At 66.9% G+C, this 22,930-nt stretch carries 24 protein-coding genes and 1 tRNA gene; 17 read left to right on the top strand and 8 right to left on the bottom strand.

All coding sequences use genetic code 11. The annotated features are described in order from the left end of the window. Window positions 1-35: 35 nt before the first annotated feature. Window positions 36-713 carry a TorF family putative porin gene (locus ABB33_RS14925; protein WP_012638452.1) on the bottom strand — a complete coding sequence of 226 codons (678 nt, stop codon included), beginning with the start codon at window positions 711-713 and terminating at the stop codon, window positions 36-38. 532 nt (window positions 714-1,245) lie between these two features. On the opposite strand from ABB33_RS14925, the gene ABB33_RS14930 reads away from it, so the two are divergent. From ABB33_RS14930 to ABB33_RS15000, 15 genes are all read left to right on the top strand, one after another. Continuing rightward, window positions 1,246-2,190, top strand: coding sequence for a LysR family transcriptional regulator (locus ABB33_RS14930; RefSeq protein ID WP_012638453.1), 945 nt, complete (start codon window positions 1,246-1,248; stop codon window positions 2,188-2,190). Continuing rightward, complete coding sequence (locus ABB33_RS14935; RefSeq protein WP_012638454.1) at window positions 2,187-2,465, top strand: EexN family lipoprotein; 279 nt, start codon at window positions 2,187-2,189, stop codon at window positions 2,463-2,465. Before ABB33_RS14930 ends, ABB33_RS14935 begins: the two co-directional genes overlap by 4 nt. Before the next feature lie 236 nt (window positions 2,466-2,701). Beyond that, window positions 2,702-4,714 carry a conjugal transfer protein TraG gene (locus ABB33_RS14940; protein WP_056932623.1) on the top strand — a complete coding sequence of 671 codons (2,013 nt, stop codon included), beginning with the start codon at window positions 2,702-2,704 and terminating at the stop codon, window positions 4,712-4,714. Then, window positions 4,711-5,175, top strand: a complete 465-nt coding sequence (locus ABB33_RS14945) for a CopG family transcriptional regulator (protein WP_012638456.1) — start codon at window positions 4,711-4,713, stop codon at window positions 5,173-5,175. The genes ABB33_RS14940 and ABB33_RS14945 overlap by 4 nt, the downstream gene beginning before the upstream one ends. Before the next feature lie 68 nt (window positions 5,176-5,243). Then, a complete protein-coding gene (trbB, locus tag ABB33_RS14950) occupies window positions 5,244-6,242 on the top strand; it encodes a P-type conjugative transfer ATPase TrbB (protein ID WP_425513311.1) in 999 nt (332 codons plus the stop codon). Next, window positions 6,239-6,631 carry a TrbC/VirB2 family type IV secretion system protein gene (locus tag ABB33_RS14955; protein WP_012638458.1) on the top strand — a complete coding sequence of 131 codons (393 nt, stop codon included), beginning with the start codon at window positions 6,239-6,241 and terminating at the stop codon, window positions 6,629-6,631. Before trbB ends, ABB33_RS14955 begins: the two co-directional genes overlap by 4 nt. Next, window positions 6,628-6,900, top strand: a complete 273-nt coding sequence (locus ABB33_RS14960; protein ID WP_003138984.1) for a VirB3 family type IV secretion system protein — start codon at window positions 6,628-6,630, stop codon at window positions 6,898-6,900. The genes ABB33_RS14955 and ABB33_RS14960 overlap by 4 nt, the downstream gene beginning before the upstream one ends. A 12-nt stretch (window positions 6,901-6,912) precedes the next feature. Then, on the top strand, window positions 6,913-9,366 hold the full coding sequence (gene trbE / locus ABB33_RS14965; RefSeq protein WP_012638459.1) for a conjugal transfer protein TrbE: 2,454 nt from the start codon (window positions 6,913-6,915) through the stop codon (window positions 9,364-9,366). Beyond that, window positions 9,363-10,088 carry a P-type conjugative transfer protein TrbJ gene (gene trbJ, locus ABB33_RS14970; protein WP_003138979.1) on the top strand — a complete coding sequence of 242 codons (726 nt, stop codon included), beginning with the start codon at window positions 9,363-9,365 and terminating at the stop codon, window positions 10,086-10,088. The genes trbE and trbJ overlap by 4 nt, the downstream gene beginning before the upstream one ends. An 11-nt stretch (window positions 10,089-10,099) precedes the next feature. Next, complete coding sequence (locus ABB33_RS14975) at window positions 10,100-10,420, top strand: hypothetical protein (protein ID WP_012638460.1); 321 nt, start codon at window positions 10,100-10,102, stop codon at window positions 10,418-10,420. Next, on the top strand, window positions 10,417-11,799 hold the full coding sequence (gene trbL, locus ABB33_RS14980) for a P-type conjugative transfer protein TrbL (protein ID WP_012638461.1): 1,383 nt from the start codon (window positions 10,417-10,419) through the stop codon (window positions 11,797-11,799). Before ABB33_RS14975 ends, trbL begins: the two co-directional genes overlap by 4 nt. A 12-nt stretch (window positions 11,800-11,811) precedes the next feature. Next, entirely contained in the window at window positions 11,812-12,516 is a 705-nt protein-coding gene (gene trbF / locus ABB33_RS14985) for a conjugal transfer protein TrbF (RefSeq protein ID WP_012638462.1), read from the top strand. Beyond that, window positions 12,513-13,505 carry a P-type conjugative transfer protein TrbG gene (gene trbG / locus ABB33_RS14990; protein WP_012638463.1) on the top strand — a complete coding sequence of 331 codons (993 nt, stop codon included), beginning with the start codon at window positions 12,513-12,515 and terminating at the stop codon, window positions 13,503-13,505. The genes trbF and trbG overlap by 4 nt, the downstream gene beginning before the upstream one ends. A 2-nt stretch (window positions 13,506-13,507) precedes the next feature. Further along, window positions 13,508-14,782: a TraB/TrbI/VirB10 family type IV secretion system protein gene (locus tag ABB33_RS14995; protein ID WP_012638464.1), complete on the top strand. Its 1,275-nt coding sequence runs from the start codon at window positions 13,508-13,510 to the stop codon at window positions 14,780-14,782. Continuing rightward, window positions 14,779-15,021, top strand: coding sequence for a DUF2274 domain-containing protein (locus ABB33_RS15000; RefSeq protein WP_012638465.1), 243 nt, complete (start codon window positions 14,779-14,781; stop codon window positions 15,019-15,021). Before ABB33_RS14995 ends, ABB33_RS15000 begins: the two co-directional genes overlap by 4 nt. Before the next feature lie 681 nt (window positions 15,022-15,702). On the opposite strand, the gene hemN is transcribed toward ABB33_RS15000, so the two are convergent. Continuing rightward, window positions 15,703-17,112, bottom strand: a complete 1,410-nt coding sequence (gene hemN, locus ABB33_RS15005) for an oxygen-independent coproporphyrinogen III oxidase (protein ID WP_054668641.1) — start codon at window positions 17,110-17,112, stop codon at window positions 15,703-15,705. Window positions 17,113-17,198: 86 nt separating this feature from the next. Then, window positions 17,199-17,615: a group III truncated hemoglobin gene (locus ABB33_RS15010; RefSeq protein ID WP_054664697.1), complete on the bottom strand. Its 417-nt coding sequence runs from the start codon at window positions 17,613-17,615 to the stop codon at window positions 17,199-17,201. Window positions 17,616-17,802: 187 nt separating this feature from the next. On the opposite strand from ABB33_RS15010, the gene ABB33_RS15015 reads away from it, so the two are divergent. Beyond that, window positions 17,803-18,090 carry a hypothetical protein gene (locus tag ABB33_RS15015; protein WP_054664695.1) on the top strand — a complete coding sequence of 96 codons (288 nt, stop codon included), beginning with the start codon at window positions 17,803-17,805 and terminating at the stop codon, window positions 18,088-18,090. Further along, a complete protein-coding gene (locus ABB33_RS15020) occupies window positions 18,087-19,199 on the top strand; it encodes a 4Fe-4S dicluster domain-containing protein (protein ID WP_152985116.1) in 1,113 nt (370 codons plus the stop codon). The genes ABB33_RS15015 and ABB33_RS15020 overlap by 4 nt, the downstream gene beginning before the upstream one ends. Window positions 19,200-19,211: 12 nt before the next feature. On the opposite strand, the gene ABB33_RS15025 is transcribed toward ABB33_RS15020, so the two are convergent. The 5 genes from ABB33_RS15025 to pheT all read right to left on the bottom strand — a co-directional run. Further along, on the bottom strand, window positions 19,212-20,234 hold the full coding sequence (locus tag ABB33_RS15025; RefSeq protein ID WP_054664693.1) for a TraB/GumN family protein: 1,023 nt from the start codon (window positions 20,232-20,234) through the stop codon (window positions 19,212-19,214). A 170-nt stretch (window positions 20,235-20,404) separates the two neighbouring features. Then, window positions 20,405-20,481, bottom strand: a tRNA-Pro gene (locus ABB33_RS15030). A 66-nt stretch (window positions 20,482-20,547) separates the two neighbouring features. Beyond that, entirely contained in the window at window positions 20,548-20,904 is a 357-nt protein-coding gene (locus ABB33_RS15035; RefSeq protein WP_054664690.1) for a MerR family transcriptional regulator, read from the bottom strand. Continuing rightward, window positions 20,885-21,184 carry an integration host factor subunit alpha gene (locus ABB33_RS15040; protein ID WP_054657702.1) on the bottom strand — a complete coding sequence of 100 codons (300 nt, stop codon included), beginning with the start codon at window positions 21,182-21,184 and terminating at the stop codon, window positions 20,885-20,887. Before ABB33_RS15040 ends, ABB33_RS15035 begins: the two co-directional genes overlap by 20 nt. 23 nt (window positions 21,185-21,207) lie before the next feature. Beyond that, on the bottom strand, window positions 21,208-22,930 hold a 1,723-nt coding region (gene pheT / locus ABB33_RS15045), incomplete at its 5' end, for a phenylalanine--tRNA ligase subunit beta (RefSeq protein ID WP_056932626.1).

A 22,930-nucleotide genomic window follows, 5' to 3' on the forward strand; every position in this document is an offset into this window, starting at 1 on the left:
GTTGCTTGGAGGGCTTGTGGTCATCACGCCCCCGGTCAGAAAGAAGCCTGGATGGCGAACTCGGCGCGCGAGCCGGCCATGCCGGGAAACAGTCGCTTGGCCGCCGAATCGGCGCTATGCAGGGTCAGGCGGGCCTCGAACGGCGCCTTGAACGTCCAGACGACGCCGAGCGCGCCGTGCGTGTAGCTGTCGGCATAGGCGCTATCGAGAACGTAGCGGGCTACGCTGCCTTCGACGCGCCATTGGTCGCTGATCGGATAACGGGCGCCGAGCAGCGCATACGTGCCGGTCGTGTCCGTCGCCATCGCATTGTTCGAGTGACCCACCGCCAGCCAGTAGTTGTCGCGCCAGATGATGCTCGCGTTGATCTCGTTCCAATTCAGGTTGGTGTTCGCCGAGGGGTACTGGTAGCGCAGGAGATAGACGTCCAGCGCCCAATCCGTGGCGATCTTTCCGCTCCATCCCACGGCAAGGTCGAACTCGCTGCGTGCGCCGTTGTCCGGCTCGAACTTGACGTTCGACCCCCAGATGGAGGCATACAGTCCGGACTCGTGGGCGTACTTGCCACCCGCCTGGATGGCAGGGTTTTCGCGCGTCTGAGACGAACCGCGCCAAACGTAGTCCGACGTCAGCGCGGCGCTGCCGGAAACCTGCGCGTGAACGCTGGTCGTCGTTCCCAGCAACAACCCACTGACGGCGACGGCGACAGCCATTCTGGCCGGCTGAATATTATTGAGAAGCATGTTTTCACTTCGCGGATGAATGGCGAACTAGCCATGCGTTCAAGTATTCAGTGAAGGCCCGTAAATTCTCTATTCCAGAAGAATCCCCGCGCATAAATTCTGCGTAAATTCTCGGCGGGATTTGTCTGGCGCATGCGAAAAAGAGGTCGATCCGCGGCGCGCGAGTACGAGGAGCTGGCGTACTGGTGGCCGCGCCAAGCAATGAATTTACGGCGAATTTACGGCGAACGCTCCCCGCCTGGGATATGGTCTTGGGGTCATATGTGCGGCGATTCTTAGTGCCTCAGATGTTGCAAGACATCATCTTCGTTGGTGTTGTCGTGCTCGCCTTCATTGCATTCTTTCGAGCATCAGAAAGAATCGTGACATGGCTTGAAAGACGACATAGAAAATCATCACCGGGCAGTAATCGCCAGCGTGACGCAGACAAGGAATAGTTTTTCTGCGGAATACTGGAAAGTATTGGCTTGACTGGTAGCGCAGTGCAATCGAGATCAAGGGAATGGAGCTACGCCATCTTCGATACTTTCTCGCAGTTGCAGAGGAACTTCACTTCGCCCGTGCTGCCGAGCGGCTGCACATAGAACAATCCCCACTATCACGGGCCATCAAGGAGTTGGAGGAAGAACTGGGCGTGGTGCTGTTTGCCCGCACCACACGCAGCACGCGGCTCACCCGCACCGGCAAGCTGTTCTTGGAGCACGTGCGTCGCGTGCTTGCTGCCTTGGAACAAGCACGTGACAGCGTGAAGGCAGCGGCGAACGGTTTTCACGGGCAGTTGCGCGTAGCTCTATCGGACGGCGTCACACCGTCGCGCTTGCCGAGCTTGCTGGCGTTGTGCCGCCAGGAAGAGCCGGAAGTTGACCTCCGATTCTTCGAGGTGCCGCTTTCACAGCAGATCAAAGGCTTGCATGACGACCTATACGATGTGGGGTTCGCACAATCCGATGACGTAGGCGATGGCATCACCGCCATACCTGTATGGAGCGATGCGCTGATGGTGGCGGTGCCGGCGCGGCATCCGCTGCTGGCCCACAAGCGCATCCCGCTGGACGAGTTGCTGCGCTACCCGCTGGTTCTGTGCAATCCGCAAGTCTGCGAAGGTCATGCCAAGCATGTCGAACGGGTGCTGCGTCGTGCCGACATGGAGCCACTTGTTGCGGAACGTGTGGCTTCCTGCGATTTGATGATGGCACTGGTTTCGGCGGGCTTCGCGATCGGGCTGACAGGTGAAGCGCATATTGCCACCAGCCGTGAGCCGGGTGTGGTGGCCCGGCCACTGGCGTCGCGTGTACCGCCGCTGACGACTTACCTGCTGCACCTCGACGATGAGCCATCCGATGTGCTTGCGCGGTTCATTGAGCGCGTGCAGGCCATTGAATCGCCGGAGTCCGCGAAACCTGTTCCGCGTCGCAGTCCTGACCCCCCGGAGGAATTCACGACATGAACAAGATCATCCCGTTCTTGCTGGTGGTCGCCATGACTGGCTGCGGCCAGTCCGAGACTCCTCAGAAGGCCAAAGGCTCGGATGCGGGTGTCCCGACGGTGGAAGAACTGGCAGCCAACCCCGAACGACTCAAAGAGCTGCGCCAGCAATGTAAGACCGACCGCCCCAAGCTGGGCGACGTGCTGTGCAACCGCGTGGCGGAAGCTACGCGCAAGCGGTTCTATGGCGACGGCGAAACCCCGTACACGCCGCCGAAAGAGTCGCCCAAGTTCTGATTGTTGGCGGATCGCCGCATTACCTTCATATTTTTGCCCGACACGCCGCAACGCGCCCGCGCTTGCGGCGTTTTTCTTTGGTTCGCCACCACGCTAGTTCTTTCTTTTTCCTCGACCTTTATGCCCTAAACGGTCTTTGACCGGCACCGACCCGGCACCGATCCTGACGCCAGCGGCACGTTCTTGTGCCGCGCTTTCCATGAGGAATCAGCGCAGGAGAAATCGGAGGCAAGGTCATGCAAGGGACAAACGTGCTGTTCGGTCAGATCGCCGTGGTGTTCGGCATCGTGATCGCCGGCGTGTGGGGCGCCACACAGTGGACAGCAGCAGCCCTTGGTTATCAAGTACGCCTTGGCTCGCCCTGGTTCGATATTCTTGGCACGCCGATCTATTACCCGTGGAAGCTGTTTGAGTGGTGGTTCTCTTACGGCGCCTATACCCCGGAAATCTTCGACACGGGCGGTGCCATCGCCGGCAGCAGTGGCATGGTCGCAGTGACCGTCGCCATTGCTATGTCGGTCTGGCGCTCGCGGCAGGCACGCCTTGTCACGACCTACGGATCGGCCCGCTGGGCAAACGCGCAGGACATTCGCAAGGCGGGTCTCACGCAGCCGGCGGGCGTGTTCCTCGGCCAGCACGACCGCCAGTACCTGCGCCATGAAGGGCCAGAGCATGTCCTGACGTTCGCACCCACGCGCAGCGGCAAGGGCGTCGGCCTCGTGGTGCCGACGCTGCTTTCCTGGCCCGCGTCCGCCGTCATCCACGACATCAAGGGCGAGAACTGGCAGATCACCGCAGGCTGGCGCTCGCGTTTCTCGCACTGCCTGCTGTTCAACCCCACGGATGCGAAGTCGGCGGCCTACAACCCGCTGCTGGAGGTACGGCGCGGCGCGCATGAAGTGCGCGACGTGCAGAACATCGCGGACATCCTGGTCGATCCCGAAGGCGCGCTGGAGAAACGCAACCATTGGGAAAAAACTTCGCACGCGCTGCTGGTCGGCGCCATCTTGCACGTCCTTTACGCCGGGCAGGACAAGACGCTGCGCGGCGTCGCCAACTTCCTCTCCGACCCGGCCAGCCCATTCGAGCTGACCTTGCACCGGATGATGACCACGCCGCACCTCGTGAACGAGGAAGGTGGTGGCCCGCATCCCGTTGTGGCGTCCGCTGCGCGCGAAGTGCTCAACAAGTCGGACAACGAGCGTTCTGGCGTGTTGAGCACCGCCATGTCGTTCCTCGGCCTTTATCGCGATCCCACTGTGGCCGAAGTCACCTCGCGCTGCGACTGGCGCATTGCCGACCTGATCGCCGCCGAGCATCCGGTATCGCTGTACCTGGTGGTGCCGCCTTCGGACATTAGCCGCACGAAGCCGCTGATCCGCCTGATCCTCAACCAGATCGGACGGCGGCTCACCGAATCGCTGGACGGCTCCGACGGCATCAAGCGCCGCCACAAGCTGCTGCTGATGCTCGATGAGTTTCCGGCACTCGGGCGCTTGGATTTTTTCGAGACCGCGTTGGCCTTCATGGCGGGCTACGGCATCCGCAGCTTCCTCATCGCGCAGTCGCTCAACCAGATCTACAAAGCCTACGGCCAAAACCATTCGATTCTGGACAACTGCCATGTGCGTGTGACGTTCGCCACCAACGATGAACGCACCGCCAAGCGCATTTCCGAGACGTTGGGCACCGCGACCGAGTTGCGCGCACAGCGCAACTACGCGGGCCACCGGCTCGCGCCGTGGCTGGGCCACCTCATGGTGTCGCGCCAGGAGACGGCCCGCCCGCTGCTGACGCCCGGCGAAGTCATGCAGCTTCCGCCCGACGAGGCCGTGGTGATGGTCTCCAGCGTGGCGCCGATCCGGGCAAAGAAGCTGCGCTACTACGCGGACGCCAATTTCAAGCGGCGCGTGCTGTCGCCGCCCGTGTTGGCGGACAGCCAATACGCCGACGCGCCGCCGCTGCGCCCCGACGACTGGAGCGGGCTGGCAATCCCACCAACGCCCACCGCACCGGCCACGGCACCCGCCGATGGCCTCGGTTCCGCCGACGACGGCGGCCCGCGCCGTCAGCCCGAGCTTTCCGAAGTCGTCGCCTACGACCCCGAGTTGGCCGCGCCCGCAGCTGACCTCGGGCTGCTCGATGACGACGACGACCTGCCGCTTCCCCTTCCTCGCCAGCTCGATCCGGCCATGCAGCGCGCGGCCCGGCTGGCATCGCTGAACCCCAACGACGGAATCGAGCTATGAGCCAATACCGCCTCAATCTGTTCATTCAGCCCGAGCACGCCCAGCGGCTCGACGAGCTGGCCGCCAAGAAAGGCGTGTCCAAGTCGTCGATCGTTGCGGCGGCGCTCGCATCGTGGCTGTCGCCCGATGCCGCTGACCAGCGCGAGGCGGCCATCGCCAAGCGCCTTGATCGCCTGTCGCGCCAGGCCAAGCGCATGGAGCGTGACCAGAGCATCGCCATCGAGACGCTGGCGCTGTTCATCCGCTACTACCTGACGGTCAGCACGCCGGTTCCCGAGGCACACCAAGACGCGGCGCGCGCCCAGGGCAAGGCGCGCTTCGAGCAGTTCACCGAGCAGCTTGGCCGCCACCTGATGCGCGGACGCAGCCTGGTGCGCGATGTGGTGGAGGAACTGCACCCTGACCCGGTGCGGATGGAAGACGCGGCAGCCGCCGCCCAGGCTCGGGAGCGTGCCTCATGAGTGCCGTTCCGCAACTCCCGCATGAGCCGCGTTCGTCTGCTGCCGCCTCCCTTGAGCGACGCATCCAGATGCTGCGCACGGCAATGGGGCCGCTGATCGCCACCGCGCTCGAAGACCCCGACGTGGTGGAAATCATGCTCAACCCCGATCGCACCCTTTGGGTGGATCGGCTTTCGAGTGGGCGCGCGCCGATGGGCGTGGAGATGCCCGAGGCCGATGGCGAGCGGATCATCCGCCTGGTCGCTGCCCACGTCGGCGCGGAAGTCCATCGCGGCCAGCCGCTGCTGTCGGCTGAACTGCCGGAGACGGGCGAGCGATTCGAGGGCATCTTGCCGCCCGCCGCGCCGGGGCCGGCCTTCGCGCTGCGCAAGCGCGCCATCGGCGTGATCCCGCTGGAGCGGTACGTCGTGGACGGAATGATGACCGCCGCCCAGGCGGGCTTTCTGGTGCAGGCCGTGCGCGAGCGCCAGAACATCGTGATCGCCGGGGCCACCAGCAGCGGCAAGACCACGCTGGCCAATGCGCTGCTGGCAGAGATTGCCGCCACCGGCGACCGCGTGTTGGTACTCGAAGACACGGTGGAGCTGCAATGCGCGGCGCGTGACCACGTTCCGCTGCGCACGCGCGCGGGGGTGGTGTCCATGACCGAGTTGGTGCGCTCCTCCATGCGCCTGCGACCCGATCGCGTGGTGGTCGGCGAGGTGCGCGGCGCCGAGGCGCTGGATCTCATCAAGGTGTGGGGCACCGGCCACCCCGGCGGCATCGCCACGATCCATGCGGGTTCCGCGCTGGGCGCGTTGCTGCGCATGGAGCAACTGATTCTCGAAGTGGCGGTGAACCCGCCGCGTGCGCTGATCGCCGAGGCGGTCAACGTGGTGATCCACATCGCCGGTCGCGGGCGCAAGCGCCGCATCGAGAGCATCGCCCGCGTCGTCGGCTTCGACGGTGTGGGCTACCGATTGGCGGATGCGCTGGAGACACCGTTTCCCGAGCTGCCGCTATTTCCCGAGGCCGCACCCGCTGCGGCGACTTCCCCGTCCCCTGACCAACCTGGAGAACTGCCATGACGCAGATGATCGTTCCTGCTTTCCGTTTTTCTGCAAATCCGGCTTTGCGCCTTCCCGCGCGGTCGCGGCTGCACAGCCTGGCCCGCCCTGCGGCGCAAGGCTTACTGCTGGCCGCACTGCTGCTGTTGCTGGCTGGAACCGCGCAGGCCGCCGGTTCCTCGATGCCGTGGGAAGGCCCGCTGCAATCCATCCTCGAATCCATCCAGGGGCCGGTGGCGCGCATCGTCGCCGTCATCATCATCATCGCCACGGGCCTCGCGCTGGCCTTCGGCGACACGTCAGGCGGCTTCCGCAAGCTGATCCAGATCGTGTTCGGCTTGAGCATCGCCTTCGCCGCGTCCTCGTTCTTCCTGTCGTTCTTTTCGTTCTCTGGCGGGGCTGTCGTATGAGCGGCCCGGACACCTTCGCGGCCGGGTTCGAGGTGCCGCTGCATCGCTCGCTCACCGAGCCGATCTTGCTGGGCGGCGCACCGCGCACCGTGGCGATCGCCAACGGCACGCTGGCCGCCGCCGTCGGGCTGGGCCTGCAACTGTGGATTCCGGGCGTGGTGCTCTGGATCGTCGGCCATTCGCTGGCGGTGTGGGGTGCGCGCGTCGATCCTCAGTTCATGGCCGTGTTCGCCCGGCACATCAAGCATCGCCCGCTGCTGGACGTGTGAGGGGATGCAGGCATGCTGAACCTTGCCGAATACCGCCAACGGCCCGCGCTGCTCGCCGACTGGCTGCCCTGGGCCGGACTGGTCGCGCCGGGTGTCGTCTTGAACAAGGACGGCAGTTTCCAGCGCACCGCCCGGTTTCGCGGGCCTGACCTCGATAGCGCCACGCAAGGCGAGCTGATCGCCACGTCGGCACGCCTGAACAACGCGCTGCGCCGGCTGGGTTCTGGCTGGGCGCTGTTCATCGAGGCCGAGCGCCGCACCGCTGCCGACTACCCGCACTCGGAGTTTCCCGAGCCACTTTCGTGGCTGGTGGACGAAGAACGCCGCTCGGCCTTCGAGGATACCGGCCATCACTTCGAGAGCGGCTATCACCTGACGCTGGTGTACCTGCCGCCCGAGGAATCGCGCGCCCGTGCCGCCAAGATGCTCTACGAGAACACGCCGACGAATGGCGTGGACTGGCGCGAGCGGCTGCAAGCCTTCGTCGCGGAAACGGATCGGGTCTTTGACCTGCTCGATGGCGTCATGCCGGAAATCGCCTGGCTCGATGACAGCCAGACGCTGACCTATCTGCACTCGACCATCTCGACGCGGCGCTATCGCATGGGCGTTCCCGAGGTGCCGTTCCACATCGACGCGCTGCTGACCGACTCGCCGCTGGTCGGTGGCCTGGCCCCCATGCTGGGCGACAGGCACCTGCGCGTGGTGTCGGTGCGCGGATTCCCGACCTCGACCTGGCCGGGGATTCTGGACGACCTCAACCGCCTGGGATTTGGGTATCGCTGGAGTACGCGCTTTCTGTGCCTCGACAAATCCGAGGCGGAACGGGAATTGGGGCGTCTGCGCCGCCAGTGGTTCGCCAAGCGCAAGAACGTCATCGCGCTGCTGCGCGAAACGATCTTCCAGCAGGAAAGCCCGCTGGTCGATACCGACGCGAACAACAAGGCGGCGGACGCGGATGCGGCCTTGCAGGAGCTGGGCAGCGATCAGGTCGCCTTCGGCTACCTGACGGCGACCGTCACCGTCATGGACGAGGACGCCGGCGCAGCCGACGAGAAGCTGCGCATGGTGGAGCGCGTCATTCAGGGGCGCGGCTTCGTCACCATCCCCGAAACGCTCAATGCCGTGGATGCGTGGCTGTCCTCGCTTCCCGGCAACGCCTACGCCAACGTGCGTCAGCCCATCGTCTCGACGCTGAACCTGGCGCACATGATGCCGGTGTCGGCGGTGTGGGCCGGGCCGGAGAAGAACGACCACCTGGACGGCCCGCCGCTGATCGTCACCCGCACCGATGGCGCGACGCCGTTCCGGCTGGTGACGCACATCGGCGACGTGGGCCACACGCTGGTCGCCGGCCCGACCGGCATGGGCAAGTCGGTCTTGCTCGCCACGCTGGCGTTGCAGTTTCGCCGCTATCGCGGCTCGCGCATCTTCGCCTTCGACATGGGGCGTTCCATGCGCGCCACGATCCTCGGGCTGGGCGGCGAGCACTACGACCTGGGCACGGATGGAGAAATCGCCTTCCAGCCGCTCGCGCGCATCGACCGCGAGGGCTACCGCACCTGGGCAGCGGAATGGATCGAAGGCCGCTTGCTGCACGAAGGCGTGGCAGTCGGCCCGGACGAGAAGGCGGCCATCTGGTCGGCACTCGGCAGCCTTGCCGGTGCGCCGGTGGAGCAGCGCACGATGACCGGGCTGTCCGTCCTCTTGCAGTCCAACGCGCTGCGCCAGGCGCTCGCGCCGTATGTGCTGGGCGGCGCGCACGGCAAGCTGCTGGACGCCGACCACGACCGGCTGGGCATGGCCGACGTGCAGTGCTTCGAGATGGAAGAGCTGATGCACAGCAAGGCCGCCGTCATGGCCGTGCTGCATTACCTCTTTGCGCGCTTCGACGAACGCTTTGACGGTGCGCCCACGCTGCTGATCCTCGATGAAGCGTGGCTGTTCCTCGATGACCCGGTGTTTGCCGCGCGCATCCGCCAGTGGCTCAAGACGCTGCGCAAGAAGAACGTCAGCGTCATCTTCGCAACGCAGTCGCTGGCCGACATCAAGGATTCGAGCATCGCGCCCGCGATCATCGAGAGCTGCGCGAGCCGCATTTTCCTCGCCAACCCGCAGGCGACCGAGCCGCAGATTCGCACGATATACGAGGGCTTCGGCCTCAACAGGCGTCAGATCGAAATCGTCGCCACCGCGCAGCCCAAGCGCGATTACTACTACCAATCCCGCCTCGGCAACCGCCTGTTCGACCTCGACCTGGGGCCGGCGGCGTTGGCGTTTGCGGGCGCTTCCACGCCGCAAGACCAGCGCGACATAGACCGCGTGCTGCTGGACGCCGGCACGCCCGGCTTCGCGGGCGCCTGGCTGCGCCATCGCGGCCTCGATTGGGCGGCTGACCTGCTGCCCTCGTTCCCCGGCCTCGCGCCGGGTTCCCTCGCTGACCACCCACAGGAGAACCTGCCATGAAGAAGCGCCTTGTCGCCGCGGCCATCGCGGCCATGCTTTGCACGGCCACTGCCCATGCGCAATGGGTCGTGATCGACCCCACCAACCTCGTGCAGAACACGCTGACTGCGATCCGCACGCTGGAGCAAATCAACAACCAGATCCAACAGCTTCAGAACGAAGCGCAGATGCTGATGAACCAGGCGCGCAACCTCGCCAGCCTGCCGTCCAGCGTGGTCGGCCAGTTGCGCGCCAACCTGGCAACGACCGAGCGGTTGATCGCCCAGGCCCGAGGCTTGGCCTACGACGTGACGAATCTGGATCGGGAGTTTGCCCGCCTGTACCCGGAGCAGTACGCCGCCACCGTCAGCGGCGACCAGATGTACCGCGACGCCCAGGAGCGATGGAAGAACACGCTCAACGGCTTGCAGACCACCATGCAGATGCAGGCGCAGGTGTCGCAGAACCTGGGCGAAGACGAAAGCGTGCTGGCCGATCTGGTCGGCAAGAGCCAGTCGGCGCAAGGCGCGTTGCAGGCGATGCAGGCCATGAACCAGTTGCTCGCCTTGCAGGCCAAGCAGTCGATCCAGTCGCAGCGGCTCCAGATCACGCAAGACCGGGCCGCCTCGTTGGAACTGGCGCGGCAGGCGGCGGCCACCGAGCGCGCCCGCGAAGTGCGGCGGCGCTTCCTCGGGGAAGGCACGCCGTACACGCCGCAGTCCGTCAACTTCTACCGCGACTGACGGGGGCCGACATGCGATGCGTCCTCGTCCTTGGTGCCGTGCTGCTGGCCGCCTGCGGCGAGCAGCCGGCCGACAACCTCGCCGATGCCCTGGCCGCTGATCCCGTGCGGCTCAAGGCATTGCGCGCGCAATGCGCGGCCGACCGGCAGGCCACGGGCGAGGACGCTTGCCGCGCCGCCGCCGAAGCCTTCCGGCGGCGCTTCTTTTCCGGCGAAGCCGGGCCGGATGAATACCGAACGCTGGCCGGCCTGCCGCCGATCCCGCCCAGCTTCGAGGAGCCGGCCGATGGCATGGCGCCGACCGTTCCCGCCGAACCGGAGGACACGCCATGAATGACGTGACCATCATCGACCAATTCCTCAACACATTCGCCGCCTACATCGACTCGGGTTTCGGGCTGCTGCGGGGCGAAGTAGCGTTCCTCACGGCCACGCTGATCGTCATCGACATGACGATCGCCGGCCTGTATTGGGCCATGAGCCATGCCACCGGCCAGGGCGAGGACGTGATCGCCAAGCTGCTGCGCAAGGTGCTCTACGTCGGTGCCTTCGCCTACATCATCGGCAACTTCAACTGGCTGGCCAGCATCGTGTTCCGCTCGTTTGCGGGATTGGGTATCACCGCCACCGGCTCGGCAATCACGATGGAGAACTTCTTGCAGCCGGGCCGACTGGCGAAAACCGGCCTTGACGCGGGCGGGCCTATCTTCCTTCAGCTTGACGACATGATGGGATTTCCCGAGGTGTTCTTGAACCTCGATGCCATCTTGGTGCTGTTCCTCGCCTGGCTGGTCGTGGTGCTCTGCTTCTTCGTGCTGGCGATCCAGCTTTTCATCACGCTGATCGAATTCAAGCTGACCACGCTCGCAGGCTTTGTGCTGGTGCCGTTCGCGCTGTGGAACAAGACGAGCTTTCTGGCGGAAAAAGTGCTGGGCAACGTCGTGGCCTCCGGCGTCAAGGTGCTGGTGTTGGCCGTGATTGTCGGTATCGGCTCGGGTCTGTTCACCCAGTTCCAAGTCCATCCCGATGAGCCGTCCCTCGACCATGCGCTGGTCATCATGCTGGCCTCGCTCACTTTGCTGGCGCTGGGGATCTTCGGCCCCGGCATCGCCACGGGCCTTGTGTCCGGTGCGCCGCAGCTCGGCGCGGGCGCGATGGCGGGCGCGGCCATCGGCGCAGCCGGAACGGCGGTGGCCGTCGGTGCCGCCGCGACGGGCGTGGGCAGTGCGGTAGCTGCTGGCGCGCGCATGGCCCCGGCCGCCGCCAAGCTGGCCGGCAGCGGCGCGCGTGCCGCCACGTCGGCGGCGGGCAGCGCGAAGTCGGCGTTCCAGGCCGGTTCCGCCGCAGCAGGCGGCGGTGCCAAAGGCGCGATGGCGGGCTTGGGCAACGTCGCCAAGACCGGCGCGCAGGCAGCCGGACGAGGCGCTGCATCCCGTGCCTCCGCTGTCGGGCAGCGCATGGCCGCTCCGTTCCGTGCTGGCTGGAATGGCGCTGCGGCCGACAGTGGCGCAGGGGCGGCATCCGGTCAGGGAGTTGGCGAGGCCACGCCCAGCGCCAGCAACGCGCAGACGCAGGAACAACCTGCCTGGGCGAAACGACTGCATCGCCGCCAACAGCTCACCCATGCCGCGACCACCACCGCCCATGCGCTGCGCGGTGGCGACGGCGGCGGCTCCGGCCAAGGGCCGAGCCTGCGCGATTCCGATTCATAAGGAGAACTGACCATGCGATTCAAGAAACCGCAGGTGCGTTACGCCGACACGCCGCAGCCTGCCACGCCGTACCAAGCTGCCGGCCAGGTATGGGACGACCGTATCGGCTCGCCGCGCGTGCAGGCGAAGAACTGGCGCCTGATGGCCTTCGGCTGCCTCACCCTCGCGTTGCTGATGGCCGGCGGCCTGGTGTGGCGCTCCGCGCAGTCCTTTGTGACGCCCTACGTCGTGGAGGTGGACAACGCGGGCCAGGTGCGCGCAGTGGGCGAAGCCGCCACGCCATACAAGCCCAGCGACGCACAGACCGCGTACCACCTAGGCCGCTTCATCGGCCTGGTTCGCTCGCTGTCCATCGACCCCATCGTCGTGCGCCAGAACTGGCTCGACGCCTACGACTACACGACCGACAAGGGCGCGGCCGTGCTCAACGACTACGCGCGGGTCAACGACCCGTTCGCGCGCATCGGCAAGGAGTCGGTGACGGTGCAGATCACCAGCGTCGTGCGCGCCAGCGACACGTCTTTCAACGTGCGCTGGACAGAACGCCGCTACGTCAACGGCGCCGCGGCGGGACTGGATCGGTGGACGGCCGTGGTGTCCATCGTGCTCCAGCCGCCGCGCACCGAAGAACGCCTGCGCAAGAACCCCCTGGGCATCTACGTCAACGGCCTGTCGTGGAGCCGCGAACTGGATTCTTCCGAAGGAGCCAAGCCATGAATGATCTTTTCCGTAAATCCGCTTTGCCGGTGATCCTGCTTGCCTTGGCGGGCTGCGCCACGCAGGGCAAACCGCCGCCGACCATCTCACTCGATGAGCCGGTACAGGCCCAGCCGCTGCCAGAGCCGCCCGCGCCGGTAGAGGTGGTGGCCGTGCCCGAGGTACTGCCGATGCCCGCGCAGTTGAAGCCGGCTCCCGAAGCCGAGGACGCCAAGCCTGTGCCGGAGCCGGCAGACGAGAAGGTGCGCGTTTCGCGTGCCAATGCCGAGGCGCGCGTCGCGCCCACGCGCGAGGGCTACGTCAACGCTATTCAGGTGTGGCCGTATAGCGATGGTGCGCTCTATCAGGTCTATGCGGCCGTGGGCCGCGTGACCGTGGTGTCGCTCCAGCCTGGCGAGGAACTAGTGACGGTGGCCGCCGGCGATACCGTGCGCTGGATCGTGGGCGACACGTCCAGCGGCAGCGGCGCCGACCTGCGCGTGAACGTGCTGGTGAAGCCCATCCGCTCGGGCCTCAAGACCAATCTCGTCATCACCACCAACCGCAGAACGTACCTGCTGGAGTTGGCTTCGACAGAAAAGACGTGGATGGCATCGGTGTCGTGGGAGTACCCGCGCGACCGGATGCTGGCCTTGCAGCGCCAGGCGCAAGCGGCCAGCACCGCAGCGCCGGTCGATAGCGGCCTGTCGCTGGAGAACCTGCGCTTCCGCTACGCGATCAGCGGCAGCAATCCGCCGTGGAAGCCGCTGCGCGCCTTCGACGACGGGCAGAAAGTCTATATCCAGCTTCCCGCCGGCATCGCGCAGGGCGATCTTCCGCCGCTGTTCGTGATCGGGCCGGAAGGCGACGGGCAATTGGTCAATTACCGCTTCCGCTCGCCGTACTACATCGTGGATCGGCTGTTCGGAGCCGCCGAACTGCGCTTAGGTGGCGACAAGGGCGATGTGGTGCGAATCGAGCGCACGGATGGCGTGGCACGGAGGAACTGACCATGAGCCAGGACGACACCCCCGACCTCGCCACGCCGCAGGCGGGCAAGGTCGCGCCCGAGGCGGTGGCGCTGCGCGCCCAGCCGCGCCCGGTCACGCGCCTGAACCGGCGCACGCTGGCCGTCCTTGTCGGCGGCCTGTCGGTCGCCGTGCTCGGGGCCACGATCTGGTCGCTGCAACCGCAACGGCGCGGCGCCAATGAGCAGACCGAGCTTTACAACGTCGATCGCGTGTCGAAGTCCGAAGGGCTGGATGGCCTGCCTTCGGACTACTCGAAGCTGCCGCCGAAGGTGTCCGAGCTGGGGCCGCCGCTGCCGGGTGATCTCGGCCCGGCCATCGTGAACTCGCAGCAGCCGGTGACGCCGACGTATGTACCGCCGGGCCATGATCCCGAGGATGCCTTGCGCAAGGAGGCCGACGCGGCAGCGGCCTCGTCGGTGTTCTTCCGCTCGGGCGGCCAAAGCCAGGCCGCCGCCACGGTGACGCAGGCGGTGCCGGGTGCGTCTGGTGGCGCAAGCACGCTGGCGGCCTTTGACCCGCTCGCCGCTGGGCCGGCCTCGACGGCGGCCCAGCCTGCCGACCCGACCGCCGTGCAGAACCGGCAAGACCAGAAGGAGGCGTTCCTGAAAGCAGGCTCTACGGAAACCCGCAATTCCGGCAATCTGGCGCTGCCGGTGTCGCCCTATCAGGTGATGGCCGGAACGGTGATCGCGGGCGCGCTGGTGACGGGCATCAAGTCCGACCTTCCGGGCGACGTGATCGCCACGGTGACGGAGCCGGTCTATGACACGGCCACGGGCAAGTTCCTGCTGATCCCGCAGGGATCGCGCATCCTCGGGCGCTACAACAGCCAGGTCAGCTACGGGCAGAGCCGTGTGCAGGTGGTGTGGAACCGGGTCATCCTGCCCGATACGTCCTCGCTGACGCTCGACAGCCTTGTCGGCACCGACCCGGCCGGCTACGCCGGCCTGGAAGACGACGTGGACTGGCATTGGAATCGCATCGTCGCGGGCGCGGTGCTGACGACGCTGCTGGGCGTGGGCGCCGAGCTGGCTGCGCCGGAGAACCGTCAGGACGGCAACCGGATCGTCATCGCCGGGCGCGATAGCGCACAGGACAGCATCAATCAGGTCGGGCAGGAGATCACCCGGCGCAACATGAACATCCAGCCGACGCTGACCACGCGGCCGGGCCTGCCGGTGCGGATCATCGTCAATCGGGATCTGGTGCTTCGGCCCTACCAGCCACTGTTCTTCAATCGGGGAGCTTCGCAATGAGCGCGACCAAGAAGCTGCGGCTCGGGCCGCTGCCCAAGACCGAGAACGTCAAGTTGACCTTTGCCTGCCCGGCCAGTCTGAAAGCCGACCTCGACCGCTACGCCGCGATGCACGCGCAGGCGTATGGCGAGGTGGTCGATGCAGAGAAGTTGATCCCGCACATGCTGGAGGCGTTCATGGCGGGGGATCGGGGCTTCAAGCGCACACAGTCCAAAAACGGGAAAGCCGCCCCTGCGTGAACAGGGGCGGCTCTGGATTGGTGCCCGAGGCCGGAATCGAACCGGCACGCCTTTCGGCGAGGGATTTTCTTACCACTTCGACTTTCGCCGCCGCCTTGCTCAACGCAGGGCGTTCGTGGTCTGGAGCACGCCTTCACCATAGCCTTGCGGCCGTAGGTGCCCGCCGTCTGCTCTCTACACCTTCCCAAGCTGTGGCTTGGGCTTGGCTCGGCGTTGGCTCGGGTGCAAAAGCATCCAGGGCGTTCGCCGACTTTGACGGGCTTCACTTCGGGCGTTTCCCCCCGAAGGCTCAAATTGTTCAAGTCCCTTGTGTCTACCGATTTCACCACTCGGGCGTAGTGCTCAACGCACCGAAAACACCTACCTCCATCTACTGGCGCCTAGCTGGCCCCTGATCGTCAAGCCAAGCAGCAAAGCTACAGCATGGACGCTCGCAAACCGTTGTCGCTATTGACCTTCTGGCTCGGTAGTTCTAGCAGAAAGGACTTGACAAAACAGATTTTAAGTCCGATGCGTCTACCAGTTTCGCCATCCGGGCATCGCGATAGCCTGCCTGATCGGCGCGCGCTTGTGAATCCGAACGATGCCATGCGGTCGAACCGCGCCATCGCGGCGGGGCTGCGGCGGCGGTTCCCAGCGCGGGCGTGGTCGTCGCACGCCAGCCACGCCCCGCGGCGGCGTTCAGATCGCCCGCGAGTACCGTGCCGGCTGCTGCGGCGCCTGCAGGTAACGGTCGAAGCACATGGCGATCAGGCGCAGCAGTGGCCGCCCCTGCCGGGTCGCGGCGACGACGCCGTCGTGGTACCTCGCCAGCCCATCGGCGGCCAGGTGCTGCAGCGCCGCCAGTTCGACGGCGAAGTACTGCTCGAAATCGATGCCGTGGCGCGCCGCCAGGGCGTGGCCGTCCACGCGGCCATGGCACATCAGCTGCTGGATCAGTTCGGCGCGCAGCACGTCGTCTGCATCCAGCTCCAGCCCGCGCCATACCGGCAGGCCGCCGGCATCGATCCGCGCCTCCCAGTCCTTCAGGTCGCGCGGGTTCTGGCTGTAGCTGTTGTCGATCCGGCTGATGGCGCTTACGCCCAGCCCCAGCAGGTCGCTGTCGGCATGGGTGGTGTAGCCCATGAAATTGCGGTGCAGGCTGCCGGCGCGCTGCGCGCGCGACAGGTCTTCTTCCGGCAGCGCGAAATGATCCATGCCGATGTACTGGTACCCCGCCGCCGACAGCCGCTCCACCGCCAGCCCAAGCAGCGCCAGCTTGCGTTCGGCATCGGGCAGCTCCGCGTCGACGATCTGCCGCTGCGCCTTGAACAGGTGCGGCATGTGCGCGTAGCCGTAGATCGCAAGCCGGTCCGGACGCACCGCCAGCACGGTTTCCAGCGTGCGTGCGAAGCCTTCCAGGGTCTGCTTCGGCAGGCCGTAGATCAGGTCGACGTTGACCGAGCGCAGGCCATGGCGGCGACAGGCGTCGATGATCGCCAGCGTCTCGTCCACGCCCTGCACGCGGTTGATCGCCTGCTGCACCGCAGGGTCGAAATCCTGTACGCCGAGGCTGGCGCGGTTGAAGCCCAGCTGTGCCAGCACGGCGATATCGTCCGGACTGACCGAGCGCGGGTCCAGTTCGATGGAGAAATCGCGGCCGGTATCGCCGCTGAAGCAGAAACGCTGGCGCAGTCCCTCGACCAGGCGCGACAACTGTTCCGGCTCTAGGAAGTTGGGCGTGCCGCCGCCGAAGTGCAGCTGGGTGACCTCGCGCCCGGGTGCGAACAGCGGCGCCACCCGGTCCGCTTCGGCAAGCACGCGGTCCACGTACGGCGCACCCTTGTCGCGGTCGCGGCTGATGACCCGGTTGCAGCCGCAGTAAAAGCAGGGACTGGTGCAGTACGGCACGTGCACGTACAGCGACAATGGCCGCGCCGATGCATTGCTGCGCGCGATGGCCTCGCGGAACTGCCCGGCGCCGTAGCCGTCGTGGAAATGCGGCGCGGTGGGGTAGGACGTGTAGCGCGGTCCCGGCCGGTCATGGCGGCGCAGGATATCCGGATCGAAGGTCCAGCCCAGGGGATCGGGAAATGCAAGGGGAGTGTCCATGCGCGCAGACTGCCCGATGCCGCGCGCGGCCGCCTTGAGCCAGATCAATGGAGCCGCCGCACGCGCGGCCCGGACCGTGGCCGGCCCTAGGGGTCCAGCACCGTCAGCGTGGGCCAGCGCGACATCTGGAACCGGCGCCAGAAATTGCCGGCGATGCGCTCGGCGGCATCATCGGCCAGCCGCTGCATCGGCACGTTGCCCAGTTCGGCCGTGGTCTGCCGGAACAACTGCAGCCAGCGCTCGAACAGTTCCTCGCGCAGTTCGTCGATCACCATGTGTTTCTGCATCGGCGCGCCCTGGAAACGGCGGGTGCCGCGCAGCAGTGCCGACCAGAAATCGACCAGGTGCCGCATGTGCGCCTCCCAGTCGTCGACATGCGCCTCGAATACCGGCCCCAGCAGGTCGTCCTGGCGCACGCGCCCGTAGAAGCGCCGCACCAGACGGTCGATCTCCTCCTCGCTGCACAGGTCCGCCGCCGGCTGCGGCAGGCGTTCATCGTTCATCGCTGCAAAGCTCCTCGCCTGGCGGCCATTGTGCTGAACGGCTTCCGGGCATGGCTTGATCCAGATCAAGGCTGCCCGGCCCGGGGCTGCCTAGGCTGAAGGCAAGTCCGCCCTTGCCTTCACCGCCGCTTCGGCGAAGCGGCAAGCACCGATTGTACGCCCGACAGGCCCCGCGTCCGATGTCACCATGATCGACCCCGACACCTCGTCCCCCGCGCCCCCCTCCCCGGTACAGAAGCTGGGCGCGGTGCTGTGGCCGAGCTTCTTCGTCGCGGTGGTCGCGTCGGTGCTGTTCTTCGCCTTCTTCGACCCGCTGGACCTGCAGCGCATCGGCTTTCCGCAACATGCGATCAGCCGCGGCCTCGGCTATACCGCCGGCTTCTTCCTGGCGTGGCTGGGCACGTTCTGCGCCTGCAGCGTGACCGCCCTGCTGCTGCGCGCGCCCGGTGGCGACGAAGAGCCGCCGCTGGAATGAGCAGCATCCAGCGCCCCGGCTACTCCGCGACCGCGCACCCGGCCGCGCCCACACGCCGGGCACCGGTGCAGCGGCGCCATGTCGCGCAATGGCTGGTGCTGGCGCTGATGCTGGGCCTGTTCTACGGCGTGCCATGGCTGCGCTGGCATGATGCCCCCTTGCTGCTGTTCGACATCGAGGCACGCCGCATCCACTTCTTCGGCCTTGGCCTGCGCACCGATGCGATCGTGCCACTGCTGTGGCTGGCGCTGGCAGGACTGGCCGCGCTGTGCCTGGTCACCAGCCTGTACGGCCGGCTGTGGTGCGCCTATGCCTGCCCGCAGACCGTACTGACCCGCCTGCACCGCGCAGTGCGCCGCCTCACCACGCTCAACGGGCGGGCCGGCGGGCGCACCGAGCCGGTACTGCGGCACGCGCTGTGGGCCGCGGTATCGCTGTGGACCGGCATCACCTTCGTGGGTTATTTCTCACCGATCGGCGGCCTGGTCGGCGGCTTGCCCGCCTTCGAGCTCGGGGGCTGGAAAGTATTCTGGATCGCCTTCTACGCCCTGGCCACCTGGGCCAACGTGCTGTTCCTGCACGAGCAGGTCTGCACCTACCTGTGCCCATACGGCCGCGTGCAGCCATGGCTGACCGACGCCTTCACCCCGTCCATCCACTATGACGCGCGGCGCGGCGAGCCACGCGGCGCACGCGCGGCCGGCGGCGGCAGCGTGATGCAGCGTGCGCGTGGCCTGCTGGATCCGGTGACCGCGCGCGACTATGTGTTCCGCGCCGCACACCCTGCCAGCGCCGGCCCGCGCCCGACCTTCAGCGACGCCCATCTCGGCGACTGCACGGATTGCGACGCCTGCGTGCGTGCCTGCCCGATCGGCCTGGACATCCGCAACGGCCGCAACGACTCGTGCATCGAATGCAATGCCTGCACGGATGCCTGCGACGACACCATGGCCCGCAACGGCTTCCCTGCCGGGCTCATCCTGCGTACCAGCATCGCCCGCATCGAGCAGCGCCCCCCCGCTACCTTCCGCGCCCGGCCGCTGCTGTTCGGCGCGCTGACCGCGCTGTTCCTGGTCCTGGCGATCACCGGGCTGCTGGCGGCCAGCTGACGCCGCGCCGGCTCAGGGCGTTTCCACCGCATAGCCACGCGCCTGCAGCCGGGCCAGGTAGCCATCGGCAGCCAGCAGGCCGTCGACCGGCAACATCGCGAACGTCTCGCGGTTCCGGCCCAGCGCCTCCTCGGCGATCGTCATCCAGTGCCGGTAGCCACGCTCGCGCAGATCGCCATAGCCGCGGTTGCGGGCGAAGCCGGAATCGGCAACGGCACGCAGGCAGGCGCCATCGGCGTCTTCCAGGCGCAACTGGCGCAACGCCTCGACGTCACCGACCGCCCAGGCATTGGCGCGCTCCACCAGCCGCGGCAGGTCGCGCTCGACCGACGCCAGCTTGTGCTCGAAGCAGGCCACGTCATCGAAACCGCCGGCACGGAACTCGCGGATCGCCGCCTTCGGGTCGTCGATCTCGAACTTCAGCGTCGTCGAGGTCGGCTTGATGCCGGCGGCCTTGGCCGCCTTCTGCACCACCGGCCAGACCACCGGCTTCTGCCCCAGCCCGGCCGACTTGATCGCCGCCGCGTACAGTTCGCTGGCGGCGATCATCGGCCGCTTGCGCTCGACCCCACCGTCGCGCCCCAGGTAGCGGCGCTTCTGCGCCTGCCAGCGCGCATACAGCGCCGGTGGCAGCACATCCTCCAGCTTCGCGCCATCCTCGTTGCGCATCGCTTTCCACGCAGCCGGCGCCAACGCCAGCATGCCGAAGAAGCCGACGTCGGCATTGAACGACAAGGACGGCGGCAGCAGTACCTGCTGCGAGCGCGCGACGATCGCTTCCACCTCACCCGACTGCCACTGGATCCGGTCGGGCAGCGGCGACGCCGTCCCCAGGATCCACAGCACGTGGTCGTCCTTGCTGACCTTCCACAACCCCGGGCCGGGCTGCACGCCATGCACCACCAGGGTTTCCAGATCGCGGATCGGCGCCGGGTCCGGCGTACTCGCGGGTTCGGCGGGCGGCGCAGCCGCATGCAACTGCGAGAGCGAAACCAACCACAACCCCACCAGCACACTCCATCGGGCAACGCGCATGTCCGTTCCTGACATCCGGGAAAGGCGCGAATCTAGCCGGTTCCACGCCCCTGCGCGTTAAGGTGGCGGGAGTTGCCGACGACGCCCGCTCTCAGCAGTGGCAGCGCACACGGCGCAACGAAAAACGGCCTGCACCATGAAGTGCAAGCCGTTGATCAGCAAGCAGTAATTGGTCGGGACGGCCGGATTCGAACCGACGACCCTCTGCCCCCCAGGCAGATGCGCTACCAGGCTGCGCTACGCCCCGATCGTTACTGCATGCCGCCACCGTGGTGGCGAGCCGGCGATTATACGCGTATTGCCGTGGATGCGGTCAACGCCGCAGCAACTGCAGCACTTCCTCCAGCTCCATGCGCACCTGCCTGATGATCTGGTTGCTCAGCGCCGACTCCTGCCGCGCGCCCTCGCCTTCAAGACGAAGGCGGGCACCGCCGATGGTGTAGCCCTGTTCGTACAGCAGGCCGCGGATCTGCCGCACCATCAGCACGTCGTGGCGCTGGTAGTAGCGGCGGTTGCCGCGGCGCTTGGCGGGCTCCAGGCTGGGAAACTCGGTTTCCCAGTAACGCAGCACGTGCGGCTTCACGTCGCACAGCTCGCTGACCTCACCGATGGTGAAGTAACGCTTGGCCGGAATCGGCGGAAGTTCGCGGTTACTGCCCGGATCCAGCATATGCCTCCACCCGCTCCTTGAGCTTCTGGCCCGGACGGAAGGTGACCACCGTGCGGGCGGAAATCGGAATCTCCTCCCCGGTCTTGGGATTGCGGCCCGGGCGCTGGTTCTTGCGCCGCAGGTCGAAATTGCCGAAGCCGGACAGCTTCACCTGACGTCCCTGTTCCAATGCATCGCGCAGCACGTCGAAGAACGCATCGACGAACTCCTTGGCCTCGCGCTTGTTCAAGCCGACCTCGTCGAACAACCGGTCGGCCATCTCCGCCTTGGTCAATGCCATGCCTGTTCCCTGTTACCTGCGCTTCAACCCCGGATCCTGGCGCCGTGTTCATGCTCGACGGCGGCCACCACGGAGGCGACCACGGCGTCCACGTCGCGGTCCGTCAGAGTGCGCGAGGTGTCCTGCAAAATCAAGCCCATAGCCAGACTCTTGAATCCGGGTTCGACGCCCTGGCCGACGTAGCGGTCGAACAGCACGACCTCGCGCAGCAGGCTGCCCGCGGCCTGGCGGATGGTCGCCGACAGCGCCGCCCACTCGACCGCCTCGGCCGCCACCACGGCCAGGTCGCGGCGTACCGCCGGGAACCGCGACAGCTCGCCGGCGCGTGGCAGCGCACGCGCGGCCAGCGGCTCCAGGTCCAGCTCGAACGCCAGCACTTCCACGTCGATCTCCATCGCCGCTGCCAGGCGCGGGTGCAGCTGGCCGATCCAGCCGATGCGCTGGCCGTCGCGCCAGACGTCGGCCGACCGTGCCGGGTGCGCGAACGGGTGCTGCGCGACACGGAACTCAAGCTGCGCCCCGGCGGCGGCGGCCAGCGACTGCAGGTCGCCCTTGAGGTCATGGAAATCGACCTTGCGCGCCTTCTCGCCCCATTGCAGCGCCGCGGCATCGCCACAGACCGCCGCGGCAACGCGCACGGTTTCACGCGGCGCCTGCCCGGCTTCGCCGGCCTGCTGCGCGAACACGCGCCCCAGTTCGAACAGGCGTACGCGGCCGGCCTGGCGCGCGACATTGCGGCCCAGCGTGGCCACCAGGCCCGGCAGCAGCATCGGCCGCATCACCGCCAGCTCCGCCGACAGCGGATTGGCCAGCGCCACGCGACCGTCCAGCAGCGACCAGTCGTCCAGCAGCTGCGCATCGACGAAGGCGTAGTTGATGGTTTCCAGCATGTCGCGCGCCACCAGCTGGCGGCGCACGCTCAGCTCGTCCAGGCGGGTTTCGCTGGGCATGGCGATGCGTGCCGCACCCGCGGGCAGCGTGGTCGGGATCTGCTCGTAGCCGTGGATGCGCGCGAGCTCCTCGATCAGGTCCTCTTCGATGGCGATATCGAAGCGCCGGCTCGGCGCGGTGACATTCCAGCCTTCGGCCGCCGGCGCCACCTCCATGCCCAGCGCGCGCAGGATGCGCTCGACCTCGGCATCGTCGATGGCGATGCCGAGCACGCGCGCGATGCGTGCGCGGCGCAGCAGGATCGTGGCCGCCACGGGCAGGTCCGCCTCGCGCACGGCCTCGGTGACCGGCGCCGGCACGCCGCCGGCCAGGTCCAGCACCAGGCGGGTGGCGTATTCGATCGCGGTGCGCGGCAACTGCGGATCGACGCCGCGCTCGAAACGGTGGCCGGCATCGGTGTGCAGGCCCAGCTTGCGGCCGCGGCCCATGATCGCGGCCGGCGCGAAATGCGCCGCCTCGAGGAACACGTTGCTGGTGGCGTCGGTGACCCGGGTATCGAAGCCCCCCATCATCCCGGCCAGGCCGACCGGGCGGTCGGCATCGGTGATCACCAGGAAGCTGTCGTCCAGGGTCGCATCACGGCCATCGAGCAGCTTCAGGGTTTCGCCGGCGCGCGAGCGGCGCACGCCGATGCCACCCTTGAGCGTGTCCAGGTCGTAGGCATGCATCGGCTGGCCCAGTTCCAGCATCACGTACTGGGTGATGTCCACCAGCAGCGACACCGGGCGCACGCCACTGCGGCGCAGCCGCTCGGCCATCCACGAAGGCGTGGCCGCACGCGCATCGACGCCTTCG

Origin of the sequence: Stenotrophomonas acidaminiphila, from assembly GCF_001431595.1 — a bacterium.
Lineage (GTDB): Bacteria > Pseudomonadota > Gammaproteobacteria > Xanthomonadales > Xanthomonadaceae > Stenotrophomonas > Stenotrophomonas acidaminiphila.

Excerpts from the sequence above, each read along its gene's own strand:
- ABB33_RS14925 (WP_012638452.1), bottom strand. The coding sequence starts at position 713 with ATGGCTGTCGCCGTCGCCGTCAGTGGGTTGTTGCTGGGAACGACGACC.
- ABB33_RS14930 (WP_012638453.1), top strand. The coding sequence starts at position 1,246 with ATGGAGCTACGCCATCTTCGATACTTTCTCGCAGTTGCAGAGGAACTT.
- ABB33_RS14935 (WP_012638454.1), top strand. The coding sequence starts at position 2,187 with ATGAACAAGATCATCCCGTTCTTGCTGGTGGTCGCCATGACTGGCTGC.
- ABB33_RS14940 (WP_056932623.1), top strand. The coding sequence starts at position 2,702 with ATGCAAGGGACAAACGTGCTGTTCGGTCAGATCGCCGTGGTGTTCGGC.
- ABB33_RS14945 (WP_012638456.1), top strand. The coding sequence starts at position 4,711 with ATGAGCCAATACCGCCTCAATCTGTTCATTCAGCCCGAGCACGCCCAG.
- trbB (WP_425513311.1), top strand. The coding sequence starts at position 5,244 with ATGCTGCGCACGGCAATGGGGCCGCTGATCGCCACCGCGCTCGAAGAC.
- ABB33_RS14955 (WP_012638458.1), top strand. The coding sequence starts at position 6,239 with ATGACGCAGATGATCGTTCCTGCTTTCCGTTTTTCTGCAAATCCGGCT.
- ABB33_RS14960 (WP_003138984.1), top strand. The coding sequence starts at position 6,628 with ATGAGCGGCCCGGACACCTTCGCGGCCGGGTTCGAGGTGCCGCTGCAT.
- trbE (WP_012638459.1), top strand. The coding sequence starts at position 6,913 with ATGCTGAACCTTGCCGAATACCGCCAACGGCCCGCGCTGCTCGCCGAC.
- trbJ (WP_003138979.1), top strand. The coding sequence starts at position 9,363 with ATGAAGAAGCGCCTTGTCGCCGCGGCCATCGCGGCCATGCTTTGCACG.
- ABB33_RS14975 (WP_012638460.1), top strand. The coding sequence starts at position 10,100 with ATGCGATGCGTCCTCGTCCTTGGTGCCGTGCTGCTGGCCGCCTGCGGC.
- trbL (WP_012638461.1), top strand. The coding sequence starts at position 10,417 with ATGAATGACGTGACCATCATCGACCAATTCCTCAACACATTCGCCGCC.
- trbF (WP_012638462.1), top strand. The coding sequence starts at position 11,812 with ATGCGATTCAAGAAACCGCAGGTGCGTTACGCCGACACGCCGCAGCCT.
- trbG (WP_012638463.1), top strand. The coding sequence starts at position 12,513 with ATGAATGATCTTTTCCGTAAATCCGCTTTGCCGGTGATCCTGCTTGCC.
- ABB33_RS14995 (WP_012638464.1), top strand. The coding sequence starts at position 13,508 with ATGAGCCAGGACGACACCCCCGACCTCGCCACGCCGCAGGCGGGCAAG.
- ABB33_RS15000 (WP_012638465.1), top strand. The coding sequence starts at position 14,779 with ATGAGCGCGACCAAGAAGCTGCGGCTCGGGCCGCTGCCCAAGACCGAG.
- hemN (WP_054668641.1), bottom strand. The coding sequence starts at position 17,112 with ATGGACACTCCCCTTGCATTTCCCGATCCCCTGGGCTGGACCTTCGAT.
- ABB33_RS15010 (WP_054664697.1), bottom strand. The coding sequence starts at position 17,615 with ATGAACGATGAACGCCTGCCGCAGCCGGCGGCGGACCTGTGCAGCGAG.
- ABB33_RS15015 (WP_054664695.1), top strand. The coding sequence starts at position 17,803 with ATGATCGACCCCGACACCTCGTCCCCCGCGCCCCCCTCCCCGGTACAG.
- ABB33_RS15020 (WP_152985116.1), top strand. The coding sequence starts at position 18,087 with ATGAGCAGCATCCAGCGCCCCGGCTACTCCGCGACCGCGCACCCGGCC.
- ABB33_RS15025 (WP_054664693.1), bottom strand. The coding sequence starts at position 20,234 with ATGCGCGTTGCCCGATGGAGTGTGCTGGTGGGGTTGTGGTTGGTTTCG.
- ABB33_RS15035 (WP_054664690.1), bottom strand. The coding sequence starts at position 20,904 with ATGCTGGATCCGGGCAGTAACCGCGAACTTCCGCCGATTCCGGCCAAG.
- ABB33_RS15040 (WP_054657702.1), bottom strand. The coding sequence starts at position 21,184 with ATGGCATTGACCAAGGCGGAGATGGCCGACCGGTTGTTCGACGAGGTC.